This is a genomic window from Phycicoccus endophyticus (genome assembly GCF_011326735.1).
Lineage (GTDB): Bacteria > Actinomycetota > Actinomycetes > Actinomycetales > Dermatophilaceae > Phycicoccus > Phycicoccus endophyticus.
In genome coordinates this window covers 148,184-170,792 of the sequence record NZ_JAANCN010000003.1, presented here as the reverse complement: position 1 = coordinate 170,792, position 22,609 = coordinate 148,184, and the positions used below count along the sequence as shown (strand labels likewise).

Sequence of the window (22,609 nt, the reverse complement as noted above, 5' to 3'; positions counted from 1 at the left end):
CGGAGCACACTCTAAGGTGAGGACGACGAAGGGAGCAGCGACAGTGGGGAACCCCGACACCGCTCACTGGTCCAAGCGGCCTCAGCTGAGTGACGAGGCGGCGGACTACCTGCGGGCCCTCATCATGTCCGGTGAGCTGGCTCCCGGGGAGTCGGTGCGGGCGGAGCTGATCGCCGAGATGCTCGGCATGTCGGCGACCCCGGTGCGGGAGGCGCTCAAGGCGCTGCGGGTCGAGGGCTTCCTCACCCTGCAGCCCCGGCGTGGCTTCCAGGTCGCGGACCTCACTGCCCAGGACATCCAGGACCTGTTCACCGTGCAGGCGCTCGTGGCCGGCGAGCTCGTCGCCCGCGCCGCCCGCAACTGCACCCCGGACGACGTCGCCGACCTGCAGGCCATCCACGCCGACCTGGCCAAGGCGGCCGCCGGCGGGGACACCGAGGCGCTGGAGAGCCTGAACCACCGGTTCCACAAGGAGATCAACCGCCTCGGGCGCTCACCGAAGATCCTCTGGGTCCTCGGCCTGCTCACCCGCTACGTCCCCCGCATGTTCTACGGCACCATCCCCGGCTGGCCGCAGTCGACCATCGACGGGCACGGGGCCATCCTCGAGGCCGTCGTCGCCGGCGACCCGGAGGCGGCCCGGGCCGCGATGAACGCCCACCTCATGAAGTCCGGGTCCCTCCTGGCGAGCCACTTCGCCGAGCGCACGCGCGCGACGGCGCCGGCCGCGGAGGGACCCACCGTCCTCAACGCGTAAAGGAAGCCACACCGATGACCACAGAATCGTTCGACAAGGGCCTGCAGATCCGCAAGGAGGTCGTCGGGCACGAGTACGTCGAGCGCTCGATGGCCGCGGCCGACGACTTCAACCGCCCCTTCCAGGAGCTCGTCACGGCCTACTGCTGGGGCGAGGTCTGGGGCCGCGAGGGCCTGACCCGTCGGGAGCGCAGCCTGCTCAACCTGGCGATGCTCGCCGCGATGCCCCGTCCGCACGAGCTCAAGCTGCACGTCATGGGTGCGCTGCGCAACGGCGTCACCCGCGAGGAGGTCCGCGAGGTGCTCCTCCAGGTCTCGATCTACGCCGGCGTACCCACGGGCATCGACGGGTTCCGGATCGCCCGCGAGGCCATCGAGGAGTTCGAGGCCGCGGCCTCCTGAGCGAGCCCGGGAGGCGTCGGCCGGGCCCGCAGCACGGGCCCGGCCGACGCACCTGCGGCCCTCAGGTGAGCACACGCACCGGCGCACCGGCGGACCACGCCGCGATGTCCTCGACCACGCCCCGGTAGAAGGTGGCATAGGTGTCGGCGGTGACGTACCCGATGTGCGGGGTCAGCAGGGCGTTGTCCAGACCGCGCAGCGGGTGGTCCGCCGGCAGCGGCTCCTCGTCGAACACGTCGAGCGCGGCCGCGCCGATGGCTCCGGTGCGCAGCGCGTGCACGAGTGCCGCCTCGTCCACGATCGGCCCACGCGAGGTGTTGACGAGCAGCGCGGTGGGCTTCATCGCGGCCAGCTCGGCCGGCCCGACCAGGCCTCGGGTCCGATCGCTGAGGACCAGGTGGACCGACAGCACGTCGGCCCGGGCGAACAGCTCCTCGCGGGGGACCGCCTGCACGCCGACGGCGGCGGCCCGCTCCACGGTGAGGTTCTCGCTCCAGGCGAGCGTCGTCATCCCGAAGGCCTGCCCGACCGCGGCCACCCGGGCACCCAGCCGGCCGAGCCCGAGCAGGCCGAGGGTGTGACCCTCGAGGTCGCCGCCCACCGTCGTCTGCCAGCCCCCGGCACGCACCGACCCCGCCTCCGTGAGCAACCGTCTCGTGGCCGCGAGGATGAGCGCCCAGGTCAGCTCCGCGGCCCGGGACCTGCTCTCGGTCCCGCACACCGTCACCCCCTGCTCGCGGGCGGCGCCGAGGTCGATCGACCGGTTGACCGCCCCCGTGGTCACGACGAGACGGAGGGTGGGCAGCCGGCGCAGGACGGTGGCCGGCAGCGGGGTGCGCTCGCGCATGACGACGACGACCTCGAAGGGGCGCAGCCGTCGCACCACGGCGTCCTCGTCCCCGAGTGGCTCGTGGAAGACCTCGATGTCCGCATCGAGGTCCGACCAGTCGGCCGCCTCCAGGGCGACGTGCTGGTAGTCGTCCAGGACCGCGACCCTCATCCTCGACATCCTAGGGAGGACGGGCCGGCCGCTCACCCGCCGTCCGCTGCGCGGCACCGGGACGCTCGGGCTGCCCGGGGGGAGGCGCACGCGCCACGTCGGTCGACGCGTTACTCGCGAGTCACCGAAGTCAGGTGGCAGGCTCGGGCGCATGTTCTCGCGGATCGCCGTCGTCAACCGAGGAGAGGCGGCGATGCGGCTCGTGCACGCCGTGCGCGACCTCAACGCCGAGCTCGGCCCCGGCGAGCCGCGCACGGAGGTCGTCGCGCTGCACACCGAGGAGGAGCGCACCGCGATGTTCGTCCGGGAGGCCGACATCGCCTACGACCTCGGCCCCGCGTCCGCGCGGCCCTACCTCGACCACGACCGGCTGGCGACGGCGCTGCGTGAGACCGCGGCGGACGCGGTCTGGGTGGGCTGGGGGTTCGTCGCCGAGGACCCGGCGTTCGCGCAGCGCTGCGGCGACCTCGGGGTGACCTTCATCGGCCCGAGCCCGCAGGCCATGCGCCGGCTCGGCGACAAGATCGGCTCCAAGCTCATCGCCGAGGAGGTCGGCGTCCCGGTCGCGCCGTGGAGCAAGGGCGGCGTCGACACCCTGGAGGAGGCCACCGCGGCCGCCGCGGGGATCGGCTACCCGCTGATGCTCAAGGCCACGGCGGGTGGAGGTGGCCGGGGCATCCGCAAGGTCGGCTCGGACGCCGAGCTGGCCCAGGCCTACCAGCGCACCCGGGAGGAGGCCGAGCGGGCCTTCGGCTCGGGGGTGGTCTTCCTCGAGAAGCTCGTGACGGGAGCGCGGCACGTCGAGGTGCAGGTCATCGCCGACGGCCAGGGCACCGCCTGGGCGATCGGGGTGCGCGACTGCTCCGTGCAGCGCCGCAACCAGAAGGTCATCGAGGAGTCGGCCTCGCCTCTGCTCGATGCCCAGCAGGTGGGCGAGCTCAAGGCGGCCGCGGAGCGGCTCGCGGTCGCCGTCGGGTACGCCGGCGCCGGGACCGTGGAGTTCCTCTACCACCCGGGGGAGCGCTTCTTCGCCTTCCTCGAGGTCAACACCCGCCTCCAGGTCGAGCACCCGATCACCGAGGTGGTCACCCGCACCGACCTGGTGCGCCTGCAGATCCACGTCGCCGCGGGAGGCCGGCTCGAGGGCGAGCGCCCGGACGAGCTCGGCCACGCCGTCGAGGCCCGCCTCAACGCCGAGGACCCCGACCGCGACTTCGCTCCCGCGCCGGGACGGATCGCCCACCTCGAGCTGCCCGCAGGCCCCGGCGTGCGGGTGGACACCGGCGTGGCCGAGGGCGACACGATCCCCGCCGACTTCGACTCGATGATCGCCAAGGTCATCGCCTTCGGCCACGACCGCGACGAGGCGCTCGCCCGGCTGCGCCGCGCGATGCGCGAGACGACGGTCGTCATCGAGGGCGGCGCGACGAACAAGTCCTTCGTCCTCGAGCTGCTCGACCAGCCCGAGGTGCTCGACGGCAGCGCCGACACCGGCTGGATCGACCGGGTGCGTGCCGAGGGCCGGCTCGTCGCGACCGAGCACTCCGGGGTCGCCCTCGTCGCCGCCGGCATCGAGTCCTACCTCGAGGCCGAGACGATCGAGCGCGCGCGGCTGCTCGAGACCGCCCGGGGCGGCCGCCCGCAGGTGCAGCACACCGTGGGCCGCGCCGTCGACCTCACGCTGCGCGGCACGGCCTACCGGGTGACGGTGCTGCGGACCGGTCCCGCACGTTTCCGGGTCACCGTCGTCGACCCGGCCGGCCCCGTCCACGCCGTCGAGGCCGAGCTGGAGCGGACCGGGCAGTACGCGAGCCGGCTGCGCGTCGGTGGGCGCAGCCACCGGCTCGTCACGGCGGCCCACGGGCCGGTCCAGCTCGTCGAGGTCGACGGTGTGGCCCACCGGGTGAGCCGCGACGAGGGTGGCGTCCTGCGCTCTCCGGCACCGGCACTCGTCGTCGCCACACCCGTCCCGGTCGGCAGCGAGGTCGCCGCCGGTGCTCCCGTGCTCGTCCTGGAGTCGATGAAGATGGAGACGGTGCTCCCGGCGCCGTTCGCCGCCGTCGTCAAGGAGCTGCTCGTCGCGACCGGCAGCCAGGTCGAGACCGGCGCGCCGCTCGTGCGTCTCGAGCCGACGGGCGAGACGGCCGACGCCGCCACGGAGGTCGCCGAGCCCGTCGAGCTGGACCTGCCGGAGACCTCGACCGACGGCGACGCCCGGGTCCGGGCAGCACGGGCCAGGGCGGACCTGTCCGCGATGCTCCTCGGGTACGACGTCGACCCCTCCCACGAGGGCCGCGCCCTCGAGGCCTACCTCGGAGCGCGCGAGGAGCTCGTCGGTGCGGGGACCGGCGTCGTGTGCGACGAGATCGACCTGCTCACGGTGTTCGCCGACCTCGCCGAGCTGGCCCGCAACCGCCCCGTCGGGGAGGAGACGCACGTCGAGAACCGCGTGCACAGCCCCCGGGAGCACTTCCGCACCTTCCTGCAGACCCTCGACACCGAGCGCGGCGGGCTGCCCGCCGACTTCGTCACCCGGCTCCAGCGGGTCCTGCGGCACTACGGCGTCGAGGACGTCGAGCGCAGCCCGCAGCTCGAGGGCGCGGTCTTCCGGGTCTTCCTCTCCCAGCAGCGCTCGGCCCCCGAGGTGACGATGGCGACCTCGATCCTCCAGCGCTGGCTGGCCGAGCCCGCGCCCGGCGAGCAGGCCGAGTCCGCGGCGCGGGACCTGCTGGACCGGCTCGTCGTCGCGACCCAGCTGCGCTTTCCGATCGTCGGGGACCTCGCCCGCAGCGTGCGCTTCCGCTGGTTCGACCAGCCGCTCGTCGACGCCGACCGGCGCAGTGTGCTCGGCGCCGTCGGCGACGAGCTCGAGCGCATCGACGCCCTCCCCCCGGGGCAGGAGCGCACCGCGCGGGTCGACGAGCTCGCGGCCATCCCCGAGCGGATCGTCCGCTTCCTCGGGGAGCGGCTGCGGCGCGGGGTCCGCTCGCGCGAGCCCATGCTCGAGGTCCTCGTCAAGCGGCACTACCGGGGCTTCGGCCTCGCCGGGCTGGAGGAGCGCACCGAGGACGAGCGGGCCGTCGCCGTCGCGGACTACCGTCTCGACGAGCGCGACTCGCACCTCGTGAGCACCATCGGGCGGGTCGACGAGCTCGCGCCGGCCTCCGCGCTGACCGCCCTGGTGGGCCGGCTCGTCGCCGACCGGGCGGCCGGGCAGCAGGCCGTCGTCGACCTCTACCTGCACTGGCCCGACCTGCCGAGCGACCCCGACGAGGCATCCAGCGCACTCCGGGAGCGGGTCGCCTCCCTGCCCTTCGTGCGGGAGTGCCGGCGGGTCGCGGTCGGCGTCGTGCCGGACGACGAGCGCGAGGTCGGCTACTTCACCTACCGCCCGCTCCAGGACGGTTCGGTCGTCGAGGACACCGCGGTCCGGGGCGTGCACCCGATGGTGGGTCGGCGGCTGAACCTGTGGCGGCTGCGGGACTTCACGTTGACCCGGCTCGAGGCGCCCGAGGACGTGCTGCTCCTGCATGCGGTCTCCCGGGACAACCCCCGCGACCAGCGGCTCGTCGCCACGGCCCAGGTGCGCCAGCTCGTCGTCGTCCGTGACGAGGAGGGCCGGGTCACGGCCCTGCCGCACGTCGAGCGGGCACTCGCGAACTGCCTCGAGGCCGTCCGCCGGGCCCGTGGTGCGCTCGGGGGCGACGCCCGGCTGGACATGAACCACGTGTGGCTGCACATCTGGCCGGCCATCGAGGCCGACCTGGACCAGCTCACCGCCCTCCAGGGCAAGGTCGCCCCGATCACCGCCGGCGCCGGCATCGACGAGGTGCGCATCGAGGGGGAGATCGCCGGCGAGCACGGGCACACCGTCCCGATCTGCGCGCGGTTCACCTACCAGCCCGGCTCGGGCGTGACCTTCACCGTGGAGCAGCCGCCGACGGAGAGGCTCGCCCCGCTGGACTCCTACGCCGAGAAGGTCGTGCGGGCGCGCCGTCGCGGCCTGGTCTACCCCTACGAGCTGGTCTCCATGGTCGCCGGCGCGGAGGGCGAGGCCCACGAGTACGACCTCGACGACGCCGGCCGGCTCGTGCCGGTCGAGCGGCCGTACGGCGAGAACACCGCCGGGATGATCTGCGGGGTCGTGACGACCCCGACGCCGCTGCACCCCGAGGGCGTCACCCGCGTCCTGCTCTGCGGCGACCCGCTGCGCGCGCTCGGCGCGGTCGCCGAGCCGGAGTGCCGCCGGGTCATCGCCGCGCTCGACCTCGCCGAGGAGCGGGGCCTGCCGGTCGAGTGGTTCGCCCTGTCGGCCGGCGCCCGCATCTCGATGGACTCCGGCACCGAGAACATGGACTGGGTGGCCCGGGCACTGAAGCGGATCGTCGAGTTCACCCAGGCCGGCGGCGAGATCAACGTCGTCGTGGCGGGGATCAACGTCGGCGCCCAGCCGTACTGGAACGCCGAGGCGACGATGCTCATGCACACGCGGGGCATCCTCGTCATGACGCCCGACTCGGCGATGGTGCTCACCGGCAAGCAGTCCCTGGACTTCTCGGGCGGGGTCAGCGCCGAGGACAACTTCGGCATCGGCGGGTACGACCGGGTCATGGGTCCCAACGGCCAGGCCCAGTACTGGGCCAAGGACCTCGCGGACGCCTACGGCATCCTGCTCGCCCACTACGAGTCGACGTGGGTCGCGCCCGGCGAGGCCGGACCACGCCGGGCGGCGACGTCCGACCCGGTCGACCGTGACGTCACGACGTTCCCGCACGCGCTCGAGGGCAGCGACTTCACGACCGTCGGCGACATCTTCTCGGCGCGGACCAACCCCGACCGCAAGAAGGCCTTCGACATCCGCACCGTGATGCGTGCGGTGGCCGACCAGGACCACGCGACCCTCGAGCGCTGGGCCGGGATGGCCGACGCCGAGACCGCGGTGGTCTACGACGCGCGCGTCGGCGGGATCCCCGTGGCCCTGCTCGGGATCGAGTCGCGCAGCATCCCACGGCGTGGCTTCCCGCCCACCGACGGCCCGGACACCTACACCGCGGGCACGCTCTTCCCGCGCTCGTCCAAGAAGGTCGCCCGGGCGATCAACGCCGCCTCGGGCAACCGGCCGCTCGTCGTGCTCGCCAACCTCTCGGGGTTCGACGGGTCACCGGAGTCGATGCGCGGGCTCCAGCTCGAGTACGGCGCCGAGATCGGGCGGGCCGTGGTCAACTTCGAGGGACCGATCGTCTTCGTCGTCGTCTCGCGCTACCACGGCGGGGCGTTCGTCGTCTTCTCCAAGGCGCTCAACCCGCGGATGACGGTGCTCGCCGTCGAGGGCTCCTACGCCTCGGTCATCGGTGGCGCCCCGGCCGCGGCGGTCGTCTTCGCCCGGGAGGTCGACGCCCGCACGGCCGCCGACCCGCGCGTCGCCGAGCTCGCGGACCGACTGCGAGAGGCCGACCCGGCGCACCGCCCGGTCCTCGCGACCGAGCTCGAGAGTGTCCGCCAGTCCGTTCGTGCCGAGATGCTCGGGGCCGTCGCGGCCGAGTTCGACCGGGTGCACGACATCCACCGGGCGGTCGACGTGGGCTCGGTGGACGCGGTCATCGCGCCCGAGGAGCTGCGCCCGCGGATCGTCGCCGCGCTGTCCGGCGCCACCGGCTGACCCGCGGGACGGCACGAGGCCGGCGACCTGTGCGGTCGCCGGCCTCGCGCCGTCGGTCAGGAGCGGGTCACCCGAGGTCCGTGCCCTCGGCGTGCGCCGCGACGAGCGCGGTGCGACCGGGGTAGCGGATCTCCTCGACGAGCTCCTGCATCTGCGGGGAGGGCTTCTCGGTGACCAACGAGACGAGGACCGTCACGACGAAGTTGATGACCATGCCGACGGTGCCGAACCCGGTCTCCGGGATGCCCCAGATGCCCTCGGAGTTGCCGTAGATGTCGATCGTCCAGAGCATGTAGGCCATCGTCGTCAGCAGGCCGACGATCATGCCCCACATGGCGCCCTTGGCCGTACATCGCTTCCAGAAGATCCCCAGGACGAGGATCGGGAAGAAGCTGGCGGCGGCGAGCCCGAAGGCGAGGGCCACGACCTGGGCGACGAACCCGGGCGGGTTGATGCCGAGGTAGCCGGCGACGACGATCGCCGCGGCCATCGCGACCCGTCCGACGAGCAGCTGCTGCTTCTCGCTCGCCCGCGGGTTGATCTTCTTGTAGTACACGTCGTTGGCGACCGACGAGGAGATGACGAGCAGCAGCCCGGACGCCGTCGAGAGCGCCGCGGCCAGGGCCCCGGCCGCGACGAGGCCGACGATGGGGGCCGGCAGCCCGCCGATCTCCGGGCTGGCCAGCACGATGATGTCGTTGTTGATCGTCACCTCGTTGGCGACGTCCGAGGCCGCGCCGGTGATGTCGATGACGCCGTTGCCGTTGAGGTCGGCGACGGCGGGCATCGTGCCGTCGGCCGCTGCCGGCCCGGTGATCAGCCCGACCGAGGCCCACGTCGTGAACCAGCTCGGCATGTCCGCGAGGGAGGTGCCGCTGACGTCCTTGAAGATCTGCAGCTTGGAGAAGGCGGCCACCGACGGCGCGGTCGTGTAGAGCAGCGCGATGAAGAACAGCGCCCACAGGGCCGAGAAGCGCGCCGCCCGTACCGACTTGGCGGTGTAGAAGCGCACGATGACGTGCGGCAGCCCGGCGGTGCCGAACATCAGGGCCGCGGTGATGAGCACCATGTTGGCCCGTGAGGTCTGGGTGAAGGCCTCGGTGTACTGCGCGATGCCCAGGTCGGTCTGCAGGGCGTTGAGCTCCTCGAGGATGCGACCGAACCCGATCTGCGGCAGCGGGACCCCGGTGACCTTCTGGGAGACCGCGACCGCGGGGATGAGATAGGCGACGATGAGCACGGAGTACTGGGTCACCTGGGTCCAGGTGATGCCCTTCATGCCGCCGAGCACCGCGTAGAAGAACACGATCGCCATGCCGATGACGACCCCGGTCGTCGTGTTGACGTTGAGGAAGCGGGTGAAGACCACCCCGACGCCGGCCATCTGGCCCGCGACGTAGACGAACGAGACGACGATGGCCGCGACGACGGCGACGAGACGGGCGGTCTCGTTGTACCGGTCGCCGACGAAGTCGGGGATCGTGTACTTGCCGAACTTGCGCAGGTAGGGCGCGAGCAGGAGCGCCAGGAGGACGTAGCCGCCCGTCCACCCCATGAGGTAGACCGACCCGGCGTAGCCGTTGCCCGCGAAGGCCACGATGCCGGCGAGCGAGATGAACGACGCGGCACTCATCCAGTCCGCGGCGATGGCCGCGCCGTTGGCGGGGGCCGGGATGCCACCGCCGGCGACGTAGAAGCCGGCGGTGTCGCTGACCCGGCTGCGGTAGGCGATGTAGATGTACAGGCTGAAGGTGAGGACGACGAAGACGAGCGTCCAGGTCTGGATGTCGCTCACGAGTGGTGCACCTCGCCCTCGTACTCCTCGACGCCGTACTCCGCGTCGAGCCGGTCCATCCGCCACACGTAGACCGCGATGAGGATGACGAAGACGATGATCGAGCCCTGCTGGGCGAACCAGAACCCGAGCGGGAAGCCGAGGAAGGTCACCTCGTTGAGTGCGTCGACGAAGAGGATCCCGGCGCCGAACGACACCAGGGCCCAGATCACGAGCAGGACGGCCATGAGGGTGAGGTTCTTGCGCCAGTACTCCCGGCGCGCGTTGTCGTCCATCCGGATGTCGCCTCCTTGCGAGTCCTCCGGGGCCGGTCGCCGGCCCGCGGTGGTCGGCCATCCAACCGGCTCTCTCAGGTACTTCTCAACCGTCTGGGCGACTGTGGCGTGGGTCACGCGGTGAGTGGTGGGCGGGGGAGGGACGAGTGGCCGTCCGGCGCGGACGAGCGGTCCTGCGACCGGGCCCGAGCGTGCGGGGTGACCGTTCGTCGTCCGAGGGTGGCCGTTCGTCGGGGTGGTCCCGGCCGGCGGGGACAGCCGGGCACGGGGTCCCTACCATCGGCGGGCATGGGCCAGACGTCGCCGATGACCGCCCCGTCCGCTCGCCCCCGCCGCCGCCAGCGGATGGAGCAGGGCCGGCGACGGCTGCTGCTCGCGTCCGGGATGGCCCTGGTCGGGGCCTTCCTGCCGTGGATGCTCACCGGGCTCGGCACGGTCTCGGGTGCGCGCGGCGCGGGGCTGTGGGTGGCCTACGCCGCGATGCTCGGGCTCGCCGGGGCCCTGCTGCCGGCGCGCCGGGTCGCCGCCGTCCAGGGCGGCGTCCTCGCCGTCGTCGCGGTGGCCCTGCCGGTGTGGCAGGTGCTCCACCTCTACGCGCTCGTCCGGTTCGAGGGCTGGATGCCCGGCCCGGGCCTGGTCATGAGCCTCGGGGCCGGCGTGCTCGCCGCCCTCGGCGCCGCACAGCTGTGGCGGTCCCCGTCGTGGCCTGAGGCGGCTGGTCCCCGGCCGCGGCGCGCCGAGGCTCACAGCAGCGGCCGGACCGCGAGGCCGACGAGGGTGCTGCCGACGAGGCCGACCCCGAGGTAGACGGCGAAGGCCCGCCAGCGCACGACGGCGCGGACCGCGACCATGGCCGGCACCGTCGTGACGGCGCCGGCCAGGAGGAAGGTGACCGCCGCGCCGGCGGTCATCCCGTGGGAGAGCAGGCCGGCCGCCACGGGGATGGCGCCGACTCCGTTGAGGTAGAGAGGCACCCCGACGAGGGCGGCGAGCGGCACGGCCCACCAGGCGGTCGTGCCGAGCGACGAGGTGACCCACTCCTGCGGGACGTGACGGACGATGACGGCCTGTGCGAGGACCGCCAGGAGCAGCCACCGACCGAGGCCGGTGAGGTCGCGGACCACGTCGCGGGCGAACCTCCCGCCGTCGATGGCGCGGGCGTTGGTCCGCAGGACCACCGGCCAGGGCCGGGCGTCGTCGGGCGGTGCCGCAGAGGAGGCGGCGCAGCCGGTGCCGGGGGTGAGCGGTGGCCGCCCGGTGGCGGCCCCCTCGGACGACCGGACGAGGACGTCGCGCAAGCGGCCTCGTCGTTCGGCGACGAGCACGAGGAACCCGGCCCCGACGCTCAGGGCGACGGCCCCGAGCAGCCGCGCCGTGGCGACGTCGGTGCCGAGCGCGGCCGCGGAGAGCGCGAAGATCTCCGGGTCCATCGCCGGCGAGGCGACCCAGAACGCCATGATGACCGACAGCGGGACACCCGCACGCAGCAGGCGGGCGACCAGCGGGATGACGGTGAAGGAGCAGAAGGGGCTGAGCGCGCCGACCGCGGCCGAGAGGACGACGCCGAGCACCCCGTGCCTGCTCAGCGCCCGCTTGGCGAGGACGTCGAGGTCGAGGTGCTGGACGAGGACGCCGAGGACGATGGCCACGAGGAACCACGGCAGCAGCTCGAGGACCGCCTCGAGGGTGAACCGGACGAACCACCAGGTCTCACCGAGCATGGGTCTCCTTGCGTCGCTCCCGCGCCCGGGGACGGCGCGGAACGGGTCAGGCCGGTTCGGCGACCCACCCGGGGGCCGTCGGCGCCGCGTCGACCCGCAGCCGGCCCATCACCAGGTCGGCAGCGGAGGGGAAGCGCTCGAGGCAGTTGGCGTTGACGCGGTAGAGCACGCTGGTGCCGTGCCGACGGCGGCGGAGGAACCCGACGTCGTGGAGCACCTTGAGGTGGTGCGAGGCGGTCGACTGGCGCAGGGCCAGGGTGTCGACGATCGTCCCGACCCCGAGCTCGTCGCCGGTGGTCGAGAGGAGGTTGAGGATCCGGATGCGCGTCGGGTCGGACAGGGCGTGGAACCACGAGGCGAAGAGGGTCGCCTCGTCGTCGGTGAGCGGCATTCGATCCATTGATCTAGTTTAGTCGATGAATGGACGGCGGTCGAGCCCCCGAGGCTGCCGTGACAGGCTGGCCGTCATGACGACGGTCGGGCTGCTTCTCGCCGCGGGGGCCGGGCGCCGGATGGGCGGCCCGAAGGCGCTCGTGCGGGCGGCTCCGGGGGAGCCGACCCTGCTCGAGACGACGCTCGACCGCCTGCTGCACGCCGGTCTCGAGCGCGTCGTCGTCGTCCTCGGTGCGGGCGCCGAGGAGGCCGGCCCGCTCGCCGAGCAGGCCGGCGGCGAGCTCGTCCTCGCCCCGGACTGGCGCGAGGGGATGGGAGCCTCGCTGCGCACCGGTCTCGGGCATCTCTCGCAGACCTCACCGGGCGAGGTCGAGGCGGCCCTGGTCACCCTCGTGGACCTGCCCGACGTCGGCACCCGCGTCTACCGACGGGTGCTCTCGGCCGGCCGGGGCCGCGGTCCCTCGATGCTCCTGCGGGCCGAGTTCGCCGGCGTTCCGGGGCACCCCGTCCTCCTGGGGCGGGAGCACTGGGAGGAGCTGCGTCACTCGGTCCGCGGCGACCGCGGGGCCCGTGACCACCTGGGCACGCACCCGCCGACGGTGGTCGAGTGCGGCGACCTGGCGACGGGCAAGGACGCCGACACCCCGCAGGACCTCGATGGCGCTCCGGGATGATGGCCACGTGAGCGAGAGCAGACGACGCTGGCCCCGGCAGGTCTACGACCACGGGAGCGACCCGGACCCGCGCTTCTCGCTGGCCAACGAGCGCACCTTCCTCGCGTGGGCCCGCACCGGCCTGGCCCTGCTCGCCGGTGCCGCCGCCCTGGACGCGCTCGACCTGCCCCTCCACCACGTCGTGCAGTCCCTCCTCGCCGCGCTGCTCGCCCTCGCCGGGATGCTCACCGCCGGCTCCGCGTGGTGGAACTGGGCACGCACCGAACGCGCGATGCGTGAGGACGCCGCCCTTCCCGGGAACCCGGCGATGGTCGTCGTCGTCGCCGCGGCAGGCGTCGTCGGGCTGGTCCTCGGCATCGCGAGCATCACCCGGGCCCTCACGTGAGGGAGGAGCTGGTCCGCGACCCGGGGATGCAGCAGGAGCGCACGACGCTCGCCTGGCGGCGCACCGGCCTCGCGCTGCTCGTCGGGTCGCTGACCATCGGCCGGCTCACCCTGGACTCGCTCGGGCCGGCGGTGCTCGCGCCCACCGCCCTGACCGCCGCCATGGCGCTCTACGTCGTCCTCGGCACGCTGCGGCAACGGCGGCTCGGGCAGGACCACCCGCAGGACCCCCGCTTCTCGGTGCTCAGCGACGGCCGGCTCGTCGCCGTGGTGGCCGCGGTGATCGGCGCCCTGTCCGTCGGCGAGCTGGCCGCCGCCGTCGCGACCCTGCTGTGAGCGTCCTCCTTCCCTGAGCGCCGCTCCTGGGTGATGCTGTCGGCCATGGACCCCAGGACGAGCTTCGCCAGCGCCGCCGACCTCGCGAGCGGCCTGGCCGGCACCGGGTACCTCGCCGACGACGCGCTCGCGACCGTCGCCTGGCTCGCACTGCGGCTCGGGCGACCGCTGCTCACCGAGGGCGAGCCCGGCACCGGCAAGACCGCCCTCGCCGAGGCGCTGGCCGAGACGCTGGCGCTGCCGCTGGTCCGCCTCCAGTGCTACGAGGGGATCGACGCCACCCAGGCCCTCTACGACTGGGACTTCCCCCGCCAGATCCTGCACGTGCGGGCCCTCGAGGCGACCACGGGCGGGGTCACGGACGTCGACGCGGTCGAGGCCGACCTCTTCGACGAGCGCTTCCTCCTGGCCCGCCCGGTGCTGCGCGCCCTGCGGGAGGCCCCCGCCGTGCTCCTCGTCGACGAGGTCGACCGGGCGGACGACGAGTTCGAGGCCTTCCTGCTCGAGGTGCTCTCGACGTGGCAGGTGACCATCCCCGAGCTCGGCACGGTCACCGCCGCCACGCCCCCGGTCGTCCTGCTCACCTCGAACCGCACCCGCGAGCTGCACGACGCCCTCAAGCGCCGCTGCCTCTACCACTGGCTCGAGCACCCCGGCATCGAGCGCGAGCTGGCGATCCTGCGGGCCCGCGCCCCCGAGGTGCCCGAGGCGCTGGCGGGTCAGGTGGTCCGCCTCGTCCACGGCATCCGCGCCGACGGCGAGCTGCTCAAGCCGCCCGGCGTCGCGGAGACCCTGGACTGGGCCCGTGCCCTCCACGAGCTCGGGACCCGCAACCTCGACACCGAGACCGCCGCGGCCACCCTCGGGGTCGCCGTGAAGTACCGGGAGGACGCCGAGCGGGTCAAGCGAGCGCTCGACGTCATGCTCACGCCGTGAGCACCACCCAGCCGGTCACCGCGGGGGACCGCCACCCGCCGGAGGAGGTGCTCCTCGGGTTCGCCCGGGCGCTGCGCGCGGCCGGCGTCCACGTCACCGCCGACCGGGAGCGCACCTACCTCGAGGCGGTGGCGGCGCTCGGGCTGGGGTCCGCCGCCGGCGCCTACCACGCCGGCCGGGCGACCCTGTGCACCTCTCCGGCGGACCTCGAGCGGCACGACCTCGTCTTCGCCGAGTGGTTCGGCGGGACCCGTGCCGGCTGGGCGCGGCGCGACCCCCCGCCCCGGGTCTCGGCCCAGGCGCCGCTCGCCTCGAGCGGGTCGGTGGACGGGGGCCCGCCCGAGTCCGAGGACGTCCGTGCCCGGGCGTCGGGGACCGAGGTGCTGCGCCGGCGCGACGTCGCCACCCTCTCGCGCGACGAACGCGAGGAGCTGGCCCGGCTGTTCGCGCGGCTGCGTCCCCGCGCACCGCGCCGCCGGGCGCACCGCTGGCAGGTCGCGGCGCGCGGCGGCGTGGACGCCCGCCGCACGCTGCGCGCCACCCTGCGCCGCATGGGCGAGCCGGGCGAGGTCGCGTGGCGCCGCCGCGGCAGCCGGGCCCGCCGGGTGGTCCTGCTCGTCGACGTCTCCGGGTCGATGAGCGCCTACGCCGACGCGCTGGTCCGGCTGGCGCACGCGTACTGCACGGCCGGCGTGCCGACCGAGGTGTTCACCCTCGGGACCCGGCTGACGCACATCACCCGGCCCCTGCACGTGCGCGACCCCGACCGCGCGATCGTGGCCGCGGGTGAGGCCATCCCGGACTGGTCGGGTGGGACCCGGCTGGCCGAGGGCGTCAAGGTCTTCCTCGACCGCTGGGGCCGGCGCGGCATGGCTCGGGGAGCCGTCGTCGTCGTGTTCAGCGACGGCTGGGAGCGGGACGACCCGCAGGCCCTCGGTGAGCAGGTCCGCCGGCTCGCCGCGGTCGCCCACCGGGTCGTCTGGGTCAACCCCCATCGCGGCAAGGCGGGGTACGCACCGGTCCAGGGGGGCATCATGGCGGTGCTGCCGCACGTCGACGCCCTCGTCGCCGGGCACTCGATGGCGGCCTTCGAGGAGCTGACGGAGGTGGTCGCGCATGCGTGACGTCCTGGACGACCTCGTGCGGTGGTGGCGCGCGGGGGAACGCGTCGGTGTCGCCACCGTCGTCGCGACCTTCCGCTCGGCTCCCCGGCCGGCCGGCGCCTCGATGCTCCTCGGCCCGGCCGGTGAGGCGGTCGGGTCGGTCTCCGGGGGGTGCGTCGAGGGGGCCGTGTACGAGCTCTCCGGCGAGGTCCTGACGACCGGCGCCCCGGTGCTGCAGCGCTACGGGGTGTCCGACGACGACGCCTTCGCCGTCGGGCTGACCTGCGGCGGAATCCTCGACGTCTTCGTCGAGCCGGTCTCGCAGGAGACCTTCCCCGAGCTGGGTGCGGTCGCCGACGACGTCGCCGCCGGGCGGCCGGTCGCCGTGGCCACGACGATCGAGCACCCGGACCCGGCATGGGTCGGCAGACGCCTCGTCGTGCGCCCCGAGGACGCCGACGAGCCGGTGACCGGAGCCCTGGGCTCGGCACGTGCCGACGCGGCGGTCCTCGACGACGCACGCGGCCTGCTCGCCGCCGGGCGTACCGAGACCCTGACCTACGGCCCCGACGGTGAGCGGCGCGGCGAGGGGATGCGCGTGTTCGTCTCCGCTTTCGCCCCCCGGCCCCGGATGCTCGTCTTCGGGGCGATCGACTTCGCGGCCGCCGTCGCGCACGTCGGCTCCTTCCTCGGCTACCGGGTAACGGTGTGCGACGCGCGCCCGGTCTTCGCCACGACGAGCCGCTTCCCGGCGGCCGACGAGGTCGTCGTCGAGTGGCCGCACCGCTACCTGGCGCGCGAGGCGGAGCAGGGGCGGGTCGACGGGCGCACCGTCGTGTGCGTCCTCACCCACGACCCGAAGTTCGACGTCCCGGTGCTCGAGCTGGCGCTGCGGCTTCCCGAGGTCGCCTACGTCGGCGCGATGGGCAGCCGGCGCACCCACGAGGACCGCCTCGAGCGGCTGCGGGCGGCCGGGGTCTCCGCTGACGAGCTCACCCGGCTCTCCAGCCCGATCGGCCTCGACCTCGGCGCCCGCACCCCGCAGGAGACGGCGGTGTCCATCGCCGCCGAGATCGTCGCCCGCCAGTGGGGCGGCCACGGACGGCGCCTCCAGGACGTCAGCGGGCCGATCCACCACTCGGGCGCGGCCCGCTGAGCCGGCGGGCACCGGGGAGGGTTTTCCCGTCGGGAAAGGGGCCGAGGCGGCGTGCGGGGACCTTCGGTGGGCGGAAGTGCTTGTCACCGGGGCGCCGGTGAAGCAAGATCACGCTCACGACCCCCGGTCCCTCGTGAAGGAGTCAACGATGACTCGGATCACCGTCTCGGTCGACGGCGCCTCGTACGCCGACGACGTCGAACCCCGGATGCTGCTCGTCCACTACCTGCGCGAGGTGCTCGGCAAGGTCGGCACCGTCGTCGGGTGCGACACGAGCAACTGCGGAGCCTGCACCGTCCATCTCGACGGTCGCAGCGTGAAGTCCTGCACCGTGCTCGCCGTCCAGGCCGACGGCCACGAGGTGACGACGATCGAGGGCCTGGCCACCGGAGGCGGGCTGCACCCGATGCAGGCCGCCTTCCACGACAACCACGCCCTCCAGTGCGGCTACTGCACCCCCGGGATGATCATGCAGGCGGTCGACCTGCTGCGCGAGAACCCGCACCCCTCGGAGGAGGAGATCCGCACCGGGCTCGAGGGCAACCTGTGCCGGTGCACCGGCTACCACAACATCGTCAAGGCGGTGGCCGCGGCCGCGGAGTCGATGGCCGGCGAGGGGAGCGTGGCGCGATGACCGCCATCGAGGACCGCCCTCGCACCCCGGAGATCGGCGCCGCCCGCCGCCGCAAGGAGGACGAGCGGCTCGTCACCGGGCGCACCCGGTGGACCGACAACATCCAGCTGCCCGGCATGCTCCACCTGGCGATGGTGCGCAGCCCGTTCGCGCACGCGCGGATCACCTCGGTCGAGACCGAGCAGGCGCGCGCGCTGCCGGGCGTCGTCGCGGTCTTCACCGGCCACGACATCGCCGACATCCAGGGCGTCAACATCACGGCCTGGCCGATCACGCCGGACCAGAAGAGCCCCGACCACCTGCCGATGCCGCTGGAGCGGGTGTCGCACTCGGGCGAGATCGTGGCCGTCGTCGCCGCTCGCAGTGCGGCCGTCGCCCGCGACGCCGCCGAGCTCGTCGACGTCGACTACGAGGAGCTCCCGGCCGTGCTCGACCTCAAGGCGGCCACGACCGACGAGGTGCTCGCCCACCCCGACCTCGGGACGAACAAGAGCGCGTTCTGGCAGCTGGACTCCCAAGAGGCGGGCACCGGCGGCGACGTCGAGGAGGCCATCGCCAGGGCGCGCGAGGGTGGCATCGTCATCGAGCGCGAGTACCGCCAGCAGCGGCTCATCCCGGCCTTCATGGAGCCCCGCTCCACGGTCGTCGACCCGACCGGGGAGCAGGTCGTCATGTGGTCGGCGACCCAGGTGCCGCACATCCTGCGCTTCTGCATCGCCGCGACCACCGGGCTGCCCGAGTCCAAGATCCGGGTCATCGCCCCGGACGTCGGCGGCGGCTTCGGCGGCAAGCTGCAGTCGACGCCGGAGGAGTTCGTCACCCTCGCTGTCGCCCGCAAGCTCGGCAAGCCGGTCAAGTACACCGAGACCCGCTCCGAGACGATGGTCTCGGCCCACCACGGCCGTGACCAGTGGCAGAAGCTCACGCTGTGCGCCGAGCGGGACGGCACGGTCACCGGCCTCAAGGTGGAGCTGACCTGCGACCTCGGCGCGTACGCGGCGATCGTCGGCGGCGGCGTGCCCGTCCTGGGCGCCTGGATGTTCAACTCGATCTACAAGTTCCCCGCCTACCAGTTCAACTGCACGAACTACTACACGAACAAGACGTGGGTCGACGCCTACCGCGGCGCCGGTCGCCCGGAGGCGACCTTCGCCATCGAGCGGCTCATGGACGAGCTCGCCGCGGAGGTCGGGGTCGACCCGCTGCAGATCCGCGAGAAGAACTGGATCAGGCACGAGGAGTTCCCCTTCACGACCGTGGCCGGGATGACCTACGACTCGGGCAACTACGAGGCGGCGACGGCCAAGGCCACCGAGCTCTTCGGGTACGACGAGCTGCGCGCCGAGCAGCAGCGCCGCCGCGACGCCGGGGACCCGGTCCAGCTGGGCATCGGCGTCTCCACCTTCACCGAGATGTGCGGCCTGGCCCCCTCCCGGGTGCTCGGCTCGCTCAACTACGGCGCGGGTGGCTGGGAGACCGCGAGCATCCGGATGCTCGCCACCGGCACCGTCGAGGTCATCACCGGGGTGTCCGCCCACGGCCAGGGGCACGAGACGGCGTGGAGCCAGATCGTCGCCGACCGGCTCGGCGTGCCCTTCGAGAGCGTCGAGGTCCTCCACGGCGACACCCAGATCGCACCGAAGGGGATGGACACCTACGGCTCCCGGTCGCTCGTCGTCGGGGGTGAGGCCCTCGTGCGCGCCGCCGACAAGGTCATCGAGAAGGCGCGGCCGCTGGCGGCGCACATGCTCGAGGCCAGCGTCGACGACCTCGAGTTCGCCGGCGGCAGGTTCACCGTCAAGGGCACCGACAAGGGCGTCGGCATCTCGGACGTCGCGCTGTCGGTCTGGACGGGACACGACTACCCGGAGGGCCTCGAGCCGAGCATCGACGCCGACGCCACCTTCGACCCGGTGAACTTCTCCTTCCCGCACGGCACCCACCTGTGCGCCATGGAGGTCGACACCGAGACCGGCCAGAGCACGATGCGCAAGTACGTCTGCGTCGACGACATCGGCAACATCATCAACCCGCTCATCGTCGAGGGGCAGGTGCACGGCGGGCTGGTCCAGGGGATCGCCCAGGCCCTGTGGGAGGGCGCGGAGTACGACGAGCAGGGAACCCTGGTCTCCGGCTCGTTCGTCGACTACACCCTGCCGACGGCGGCCGACACGATCAGCTTCGTCACCGACCACACGACCTCCCCGGCGACCTCCAACAGCCTCGGCACCAAGGGGGTCGGCGAGGCCGGCACGATCGCCTCGACCCCCGCGGTGGTCAACGCGATCGTCGACGCCGTGCGGCCGCTCGGCATCGACGACATCCAGATGCCGTGCACCCCCGAACGGGTCTGGAAGGCCATCCGCAGCGCCGGTGGCACCCAGGACGCGGGGCCCACCCCCACCCAGCAGGCGCACTTCGACGAGGGCACCCCCAACCAGGACCCCGCGGCCGGCACGACGGACGGAGCAGCCCAGTGATCCCCGCAGCCTTCGACTATGTGGCCCCGACGAGCGTCGAGGAGGCGCTCTCGGCCCTGGCCGAGGCGGGCGAGGACGCCAAGGTCCTCGCCGGCGGCCAGTCCCTCCTGCCGATCCTGCGGATGCGGCTCAACGCCCCCGAGACGGTCGTCGACCTCGGCCGGGTCGAGGCCCTGCGCGGGGTCCGCGACGCCGGCGACCACCTCGCCATCGGGGCGATGACCCCGTACAGCGACATCGTCGAGGACGCGCTCGTCCGCGAGCACGCCCGGCTGCTCGCCGTCGCCGTCGAGACCGTCGCCGACCCGCAGATCCGCCACCGCGGCACCCTCGGTGGGGCCCTCGTGCACGCCGACCCGGCCGGCGACGTCGGGGCGCCCGTCCTCGCGCTCGAGGCGACGATGGTGGTCGTCGGCCCCGGGGGCGAGCGGACGGTGGCGGCCGGCGACTTCTTCCAGGACCTGTTCGAGACCGCGGTCGGCGACGGTGAGCTGCTCACCGAGGTCCGCATCCCCAAGCACACCGGCTGGGGGTGCGCCTACGAGAAGTTCGTCCGGGTCGCCCACCAGTGGTCGATCGTCGGGGTCGCCGCAACCGTCCGCGTCGAGAGCGGCTCGGTCGCCGAGGCCCGGGTGGGGCTGACGAACATGGGCTCGACCCCGCTGCGGGCGACCGCCGTCGAGCGTGCGCTCGTCGGCGCCTCCGCGGACGACCTCGAGGCGGCCTGCGCCGCCGCCGCCGAGGGCACCCACCCACCGAGCGACCTCAACGGGGACGCCGACTACCGCCGGCACCTGGCGACCGTGCTCACCCGGCGTGCGGTCCGTTCGGCGATGGCGGGCTGAGCGGCCCATGGAGCTCAGGCACGACTTCACCGTTCCCGCCGACGTCGACACCGCGTGGGCCACGTTCACCGACCTCGAGCAGGTCGGCGGCTGCTTCCCGGGGGCGACGGTGACCGAGGTGACCGACGAGGGCTTCTCCGGCACCGTCAAGGTCAAGCTCGGCCCGATCGCCCTGCAGTACGCCGGGACCGGCCGGTTCCTCGAGCGGGACGACGCGGCCCACCACGCGGTCATCGAGGCCAAGGGAAAGGACAAGCGGGGCAACGGCACGGCCGGTGCCACGGTCACCGTCCGGCTCGAGCCGGCGGGCGAGGGCACCCGCGTCGACGTCGTCACCGACCTCGCGGTCACCGGCAAGCCGGCCCAGTTCGGCCGGGGCGTCATGCAGGACGTCTCCGACAAGCTGCTCGGCCAGTTCGTCGCGTGCATCGAGGGTCGGCTGGCCGGCCCCGCCGCGCCGCCCTCGACCGCGCCGGTGGCGGCGCCGGCCCCGGAAGGGGAGAGCGCACCGGTGTCGCCGGCCGTCGGGGCCCCCGCGCCCGATGCCGCGTCCGCCGAGCCCGAGCCGGCACCCACCCCGGAGCCGCCGCCCTCGGGTGCCGCGGAGCCGGCCACGGCCGCGCCGAGCGCGCCGCGAGCGGAGCCCCCCCGCTCCGAGGACGCGATCGACCTCGGCACCACCGTGCTGCCCGTGCTGCTGCGGACCTACGCCCCCTACGTCGTCGTCGGGGTCGTCGGCATCCTCATCGGGTGGCTCATCGGTCGCGGCTGACCCACACGTGACGGCGGCCTCGAAGCTTCGGCACCGGGGCCGCCGCCGCGTGGAGGGCACGCAGCTCGGCGGCCACCCGGCGGGCGTCGGCGTCGCGGTCGTCGGTGGGGAAGGAGCGGACCGAGCGGCCCTCGGCCTCGGACCGCAGGTGGGCCATCTCGACGAGGACGACGAGCGGGCCGAAGACGACGACGAACGCGCCGAGCTGCAGGAGGAAGCGGAGAAGGTCGGTGAGCGTGTCCATGACTCGATCTTGACGCCCGTGCAACACCTGCCACCAGTGGCAGGTTTGCCGCCTTCCGACCATTTCCTGCCATACTGACCGCCATGGCCCTTCGCTCGGTCGCCGTCGTCCTCCAGGAGCCGGTCGGCCTCTTCGAGTACGCCGTCCTCGACGAGGTCTTCGCCACCGACCGCTCCGGCGACGGCATCGAGCCCTTCGACTACCGGGTGTGCGCCGAGCCTGCCGGCCTCCTCGCGGCGGAGCACGGCACGAGCCTCACCGCGACCCACGGGCTCGAGGCCGCCGCCGACGCCGACCTCCTCGCCGTGCCCGGCACGTCCGCGACCCCCTCGCCCGCTGTCGTCCGGTTGCTGCGGGACGCCGTCGACCGGGGTGCCTGGGTGCTGTCGGTGTGCTCGGGAGCCTTCACCCTGGCGGCCGCCGGCATCCTCGACGGCAGGCGCTGCACGACCCACTGGATGCACGCCGCCGACCTCGCCGAGCGGTACCCGCGGGCCACCGTGGACCCCGACGTGCTCTACGTCCAGGACGGCACCGTCATCACCTCGGCCGGGACCGCCGCCGGCATCGACGCCTGCCTCCACCTGGTCCGCACCGAGCTCGGGGCCGGGGCCGCGTCGCGCATCGCCCGCCGGATGGTCGTCCCCCCGCACCGGGACGGTGGCCAGCGGCAGTTCATCGACCGCCCGGTGCCGACCACCGACGCCGAGTCGCTCGGGGGCGTCCTCGCCTTCATGGCCGAGCACCTCGGCGAGCAGCACAGCGTCGCCGACCTCGCCCGGAGGGCCTCGATGTCGCCGCGTACCTTCGCCCGCCGCTTCGGCGCCGAGACCGGGACGACGCCGCACCAGTGGCTCACCGACCAGCGCGTCCTGCGCGCGCGTGAGCTGCTCGAGGAGAGCGACCTGCCGGTCGAACAGGTGGCGGGGGAGGCCGGCTTCGGGAGCGCCGCCCTGCTGCGCCACCACTTCACCCGCTCGACCGGGCTGTCCCCGACGGCGTTCCGCAGCCAGCACCGCAGCCCGGCCTGAGCCACCACCCGGC

At 73.7% G+C, this 22,609-nt stretch carries 21 protein-coding genes; 15 read left to right on the top strand and 6 right to left on the bottom strand.

Annotation, left to right across the window (positions count from 1 at the left end):
- Positions 1–43 precede the first annotated feature (43 nt).
- Both G8D98_RS05415 and G8D98_RS05410 read left to right on the top strand, forming a co-directional pair.
- Complete coding sequence (locus G8D98_RS05415) at positions 44–757, top strand: GntR family transcriptional regulator (protein ID WP_229661809.1); 714 nt, start codon at positions 44–46, stop codon at positions 755–757.
- Between the two features lie 14 nt (positions 758–771).
- Complete coding sequence (locus G8D98_RS05410) at positions 772–1,158, top strand: carboxymuconolactone decarboxylase family protein (protein WP_166100061.1); 387 nt, start codon at positions 772–774, stop codon at positions 1,156–1,158.
- 61 nt (positions 1,159–1,219) lie between these two features.
- Here G8D98_RS05410 and G8D98_RS05405 read toward each other — a convergent pair whose 3' ends face one another.
- Positions 1,220–2,158: a D-2-hydroxyacid dehydrogenase family protein gene (locus G8D98_RS05405; RefSeq protein ID WP_166100059.1), complete on the bottom strand. Its 939-nt coding sequence runs from the start codon at positions 2,156–2,158 to the stop codon at positions 1,220–1,222.
- 151 nt (positions 2,159–2,309) lie between these two features.
- Here G8D98_RS05405 and G8D98_RS05400 point away from each other — a divergent pair, with 151 nt between their 5' ends.
- Positions 2,310–7,817: an ATP-binding protein gene (locus tag G8D98_RS05400; protein WP_166100056.1), complete on the top strand. Its 5,508-nt coding sequence runs from the start codon at positions 2,310–2,312 to the stop codon at positions 7,815–7,817.
- A gap of 67 nt (positions 7,818–7,884) precedes the next feature.
- On the opposite strand, the gene G8D98_RS05395 is transcribed toward G8D98_RS05400, so the two are convergent.
- Both G8D98_RS05395 and G8D98_RS05390 read right to left on the bottom strand, forming a co-directional pair.
- On the bottom strand, positions 7,885–9,612 hold the full coding sequence (locus tag G8D98_RS05395; protein ID WP_166100053.1) for a sodium:solute symporter family protein: 1,728 nt from the start codon (positions 9,610–9,612) through the stop codon (positions 7,885–7,887).
- The gene (locus tag G8D98_RS05390; protein ID WP_166100049.1) at positions 9,609–9,887 is read right to left on the bottom strand and encodes a DUF4212 domain-containing protein; all 279 of its coding nucleotides are present in this window, start codon (positions 9,885–9,887) and stop codon (positions 9,609–9,611) included. Before G8D98_RS05390 ends, G8D98_RS05395 begins: the two co-directional genes overlap by 4 nt.
- A 288-nt stretch (positions 9,888–10,175) precedes the next feature.
- Between G8D98_RS05390 and G8D98_RS05385 the strand changes: the two genes are divergently transcribed.
- Complete coding sequence (locus G8D98_RS05385; protein ID WP_187566543.1) at positions 10,176–10,694, top strand: hypothetical protein; 519 nt, start codon at positions 10,176–10,178, stop codon at positions 10,692–10,694.
- Here G8D98_RS05385 and G8D98_RS05380 read toward each other — a convergent pair.
- Positions 10,631–11,608 carry a permease gene (locus tag G8D98_RS05380; RefSeq protein ID WP_166100047.1) on the bottom strand — a complete coding sequence of 326 codons (978 nt, stop codon included), beginning with the start codon at positions 11,606–11,608 and terminating at the stop codon, positions 10,631–10,633. The genes G8D98_RS05385 and G8D98_RS05380 overlap by 64 nt on opposite strands.
- Positions 11,609–11,654: 46 nt before the next feature.
- Positions 11,655–12,008, bottom strand: a complete 354-nt coding sequence (locus G8D98_RS05375) for an ArsR/SmtB family transcription factor (RefSeq protein ID WP_205859708.1) — start codon at positions 12,006–12,008, stop codon at positions 11,655–11,657.
- 67 nt (positions 12,009–12,075) lie between these two features.
- On the opposite strand from G8D98_RS05375, the gene G8D98_RS05370 reads away from it, so the two are divergent.
- From G8D98_RS05370 to G8D98_RS05325, 10 genes are all read left to right on the top strand, one after another.
- On the top strand, positions 12,076–12,675 hold the full coding sequence (locus G8D98_RS05370) for a nucleotidyltransferase family protein (protein ID WP_166100045.1): 600 nt from the start codon (positions 12,076–12,078) through the stop codon (positions 12,673–12,675).
- Positions 12,676–12,682: 7 nt separating this feature from the next.
- Positions 12,683–13,060: a YidH family protein gene (locus tag G8D98_RS05365; RefSeq protein ID WP_229661808.1), complete on the top strand. Its 378-nt coding sequence runs from the start codon at positions 12,683–12,685 to the stop codon at positions 13,058–13,060.
- Positions 13,057–13,395 carry a DUF202 domain-containing protein gene (locus G8D98_RS05360; RefSeq protein WP_166100040.1) on the top strand — a complete coding sequence of 113 codons (339 nt, stop codon included), beginning with the start codon at positions 13,057–13,059 and terminating at the stop codon, positions 13,393–13,395. The genes G8D98_RS05365 and G8D98_RS05360 overlap by 4 nt, the downstream gene beginning before the upstream one ends.
- Positions 13,396–13,440: 45 nt before the next feature.
- Positions 13,441–14,331 carry an AAA family ATPase gene (locus G8D98_RS05355; RefSeq protein WP_166100038.1) on the top strand — a complete coding sequence of 297 codons (891 nt, stop codon included), beginning with the start codon at positions 13,441–13,443 and terminating at the stop codon, positions 14,329–14,331.
- Positions 14,328–15,455: a vWA domain-containing protein gene (locus G8D98_RS05350; protein ID WP_166100035.1), complete on the top strand. Its 1,128-nt coding sequence runs from the start codon at positions 14,328–14,330 to the stop codon at positions 15,453–15,455. Before G8D98_RS05355 ends, G8D98_RS05350 begins: the two co-directional genes overlap by 4 nt.
- Positions 15,448–16,590 (top strand): XdhC family protein, encoded by a 1,143-nt coding sequence (locus G8D98_RS05345; RefSeq protein ID WP_166100033.1) that lies wholly within the window; start codon positions 15,448–15,450, stop codon positions 16,588–16,590. Before G8D98_RS05350 ends, G8D98_RS05345 begins: the two co-directional genes overlap by 8 nt.
- Before the next feature lie 148 nt (positions 16,591–16,738).
- Positions 16,739–17,224 carry a (2Fe-2S)-binding protein gene (locus G8D98_RS05340; protein ID WP_166100030.1) on the top strand — a complete coding sequence of 162 codons (486 nt, stop codon included), beginning with the start codon at positions 16,739–16,741 and terminating at the stop codon, positions 17,222–17,224.
- The gene (locus tag G8D98_RS05335) at positions 17,221–19,704 is read left to right on the top strand and encodes a xanthine dehydrogenase family protein molybdopterin-binding subunit (RefSeq protein ID WP_166100028.1); all 2,484 of its coding nucleotides are present in this window, start codon (positions 17,221–17,223) and stop codon (positions 19,702–19,704) included. The genes G8D98_RS05340 and G8D98_RS05335 overlap by 4 nt, the downstream gene beginning before the upstream one ends.
- On the top strand, positions 19,701–20,549 hold the full coding sequence (locus tag G8D98_RS05330; RefSeq protein ID WP_166100026.1) for an FAD binding domain-containing protein: 849 nt from the start codon (positions 19,701–19,703) through the stop codon (positions 20,547–20,549). Before G8D98_RS05335 ends, G8D98_RS05330 begins: the two co-directional genes overlap by 4 nt.
- A 7-nt stretch (positions 20,550–20,556) precedes the next feature.
- A complete protein-coding gene (locus G8D98_RS05325) occupies positions 20,557–21,321 on the top strand; it encodes an SRPBCC family protein (protein WP_166100023.1) in 765 nt (254 codons plus the stop codon).
- Here G8D98_RS05325 and G8D98_RS05320 read toward each other — a convergent pair.
- On the bottom strand, positions 21,305–21,565 hold the full coding sequence (locus G8D98_RS05320; protein ID WP_166100020.1) for a hypothetical protein: 261 nt from the start codon (positions 21,563–21,565) through the stop codon (positions 21,305–21,307). The two genes, G8D98_RS05325 and G8D98_RS05320, sit on opposite strands and share 17 nt — an antisense overlap.
- Positions 21,566–21,648: 83 nt before the next feature.
- Between G8D98_RS05320 and G8D98_RS05315 the strand changes: the two genes are divergently transcribed.
- On the top strand, positions 21,649–22,596 hold the full coding sequence (locus G8D98_RS05315; RefSeq protein WP_166100018.1) for a GlxA family transcriptional regulator: 948 nt from the start codon (positions 21,649–21,651) through the stop codon (positions 22,594–22,596).
- The last annotated feature ends 13 nt before the right edge of the window (positions 22,597–22,609 follow it).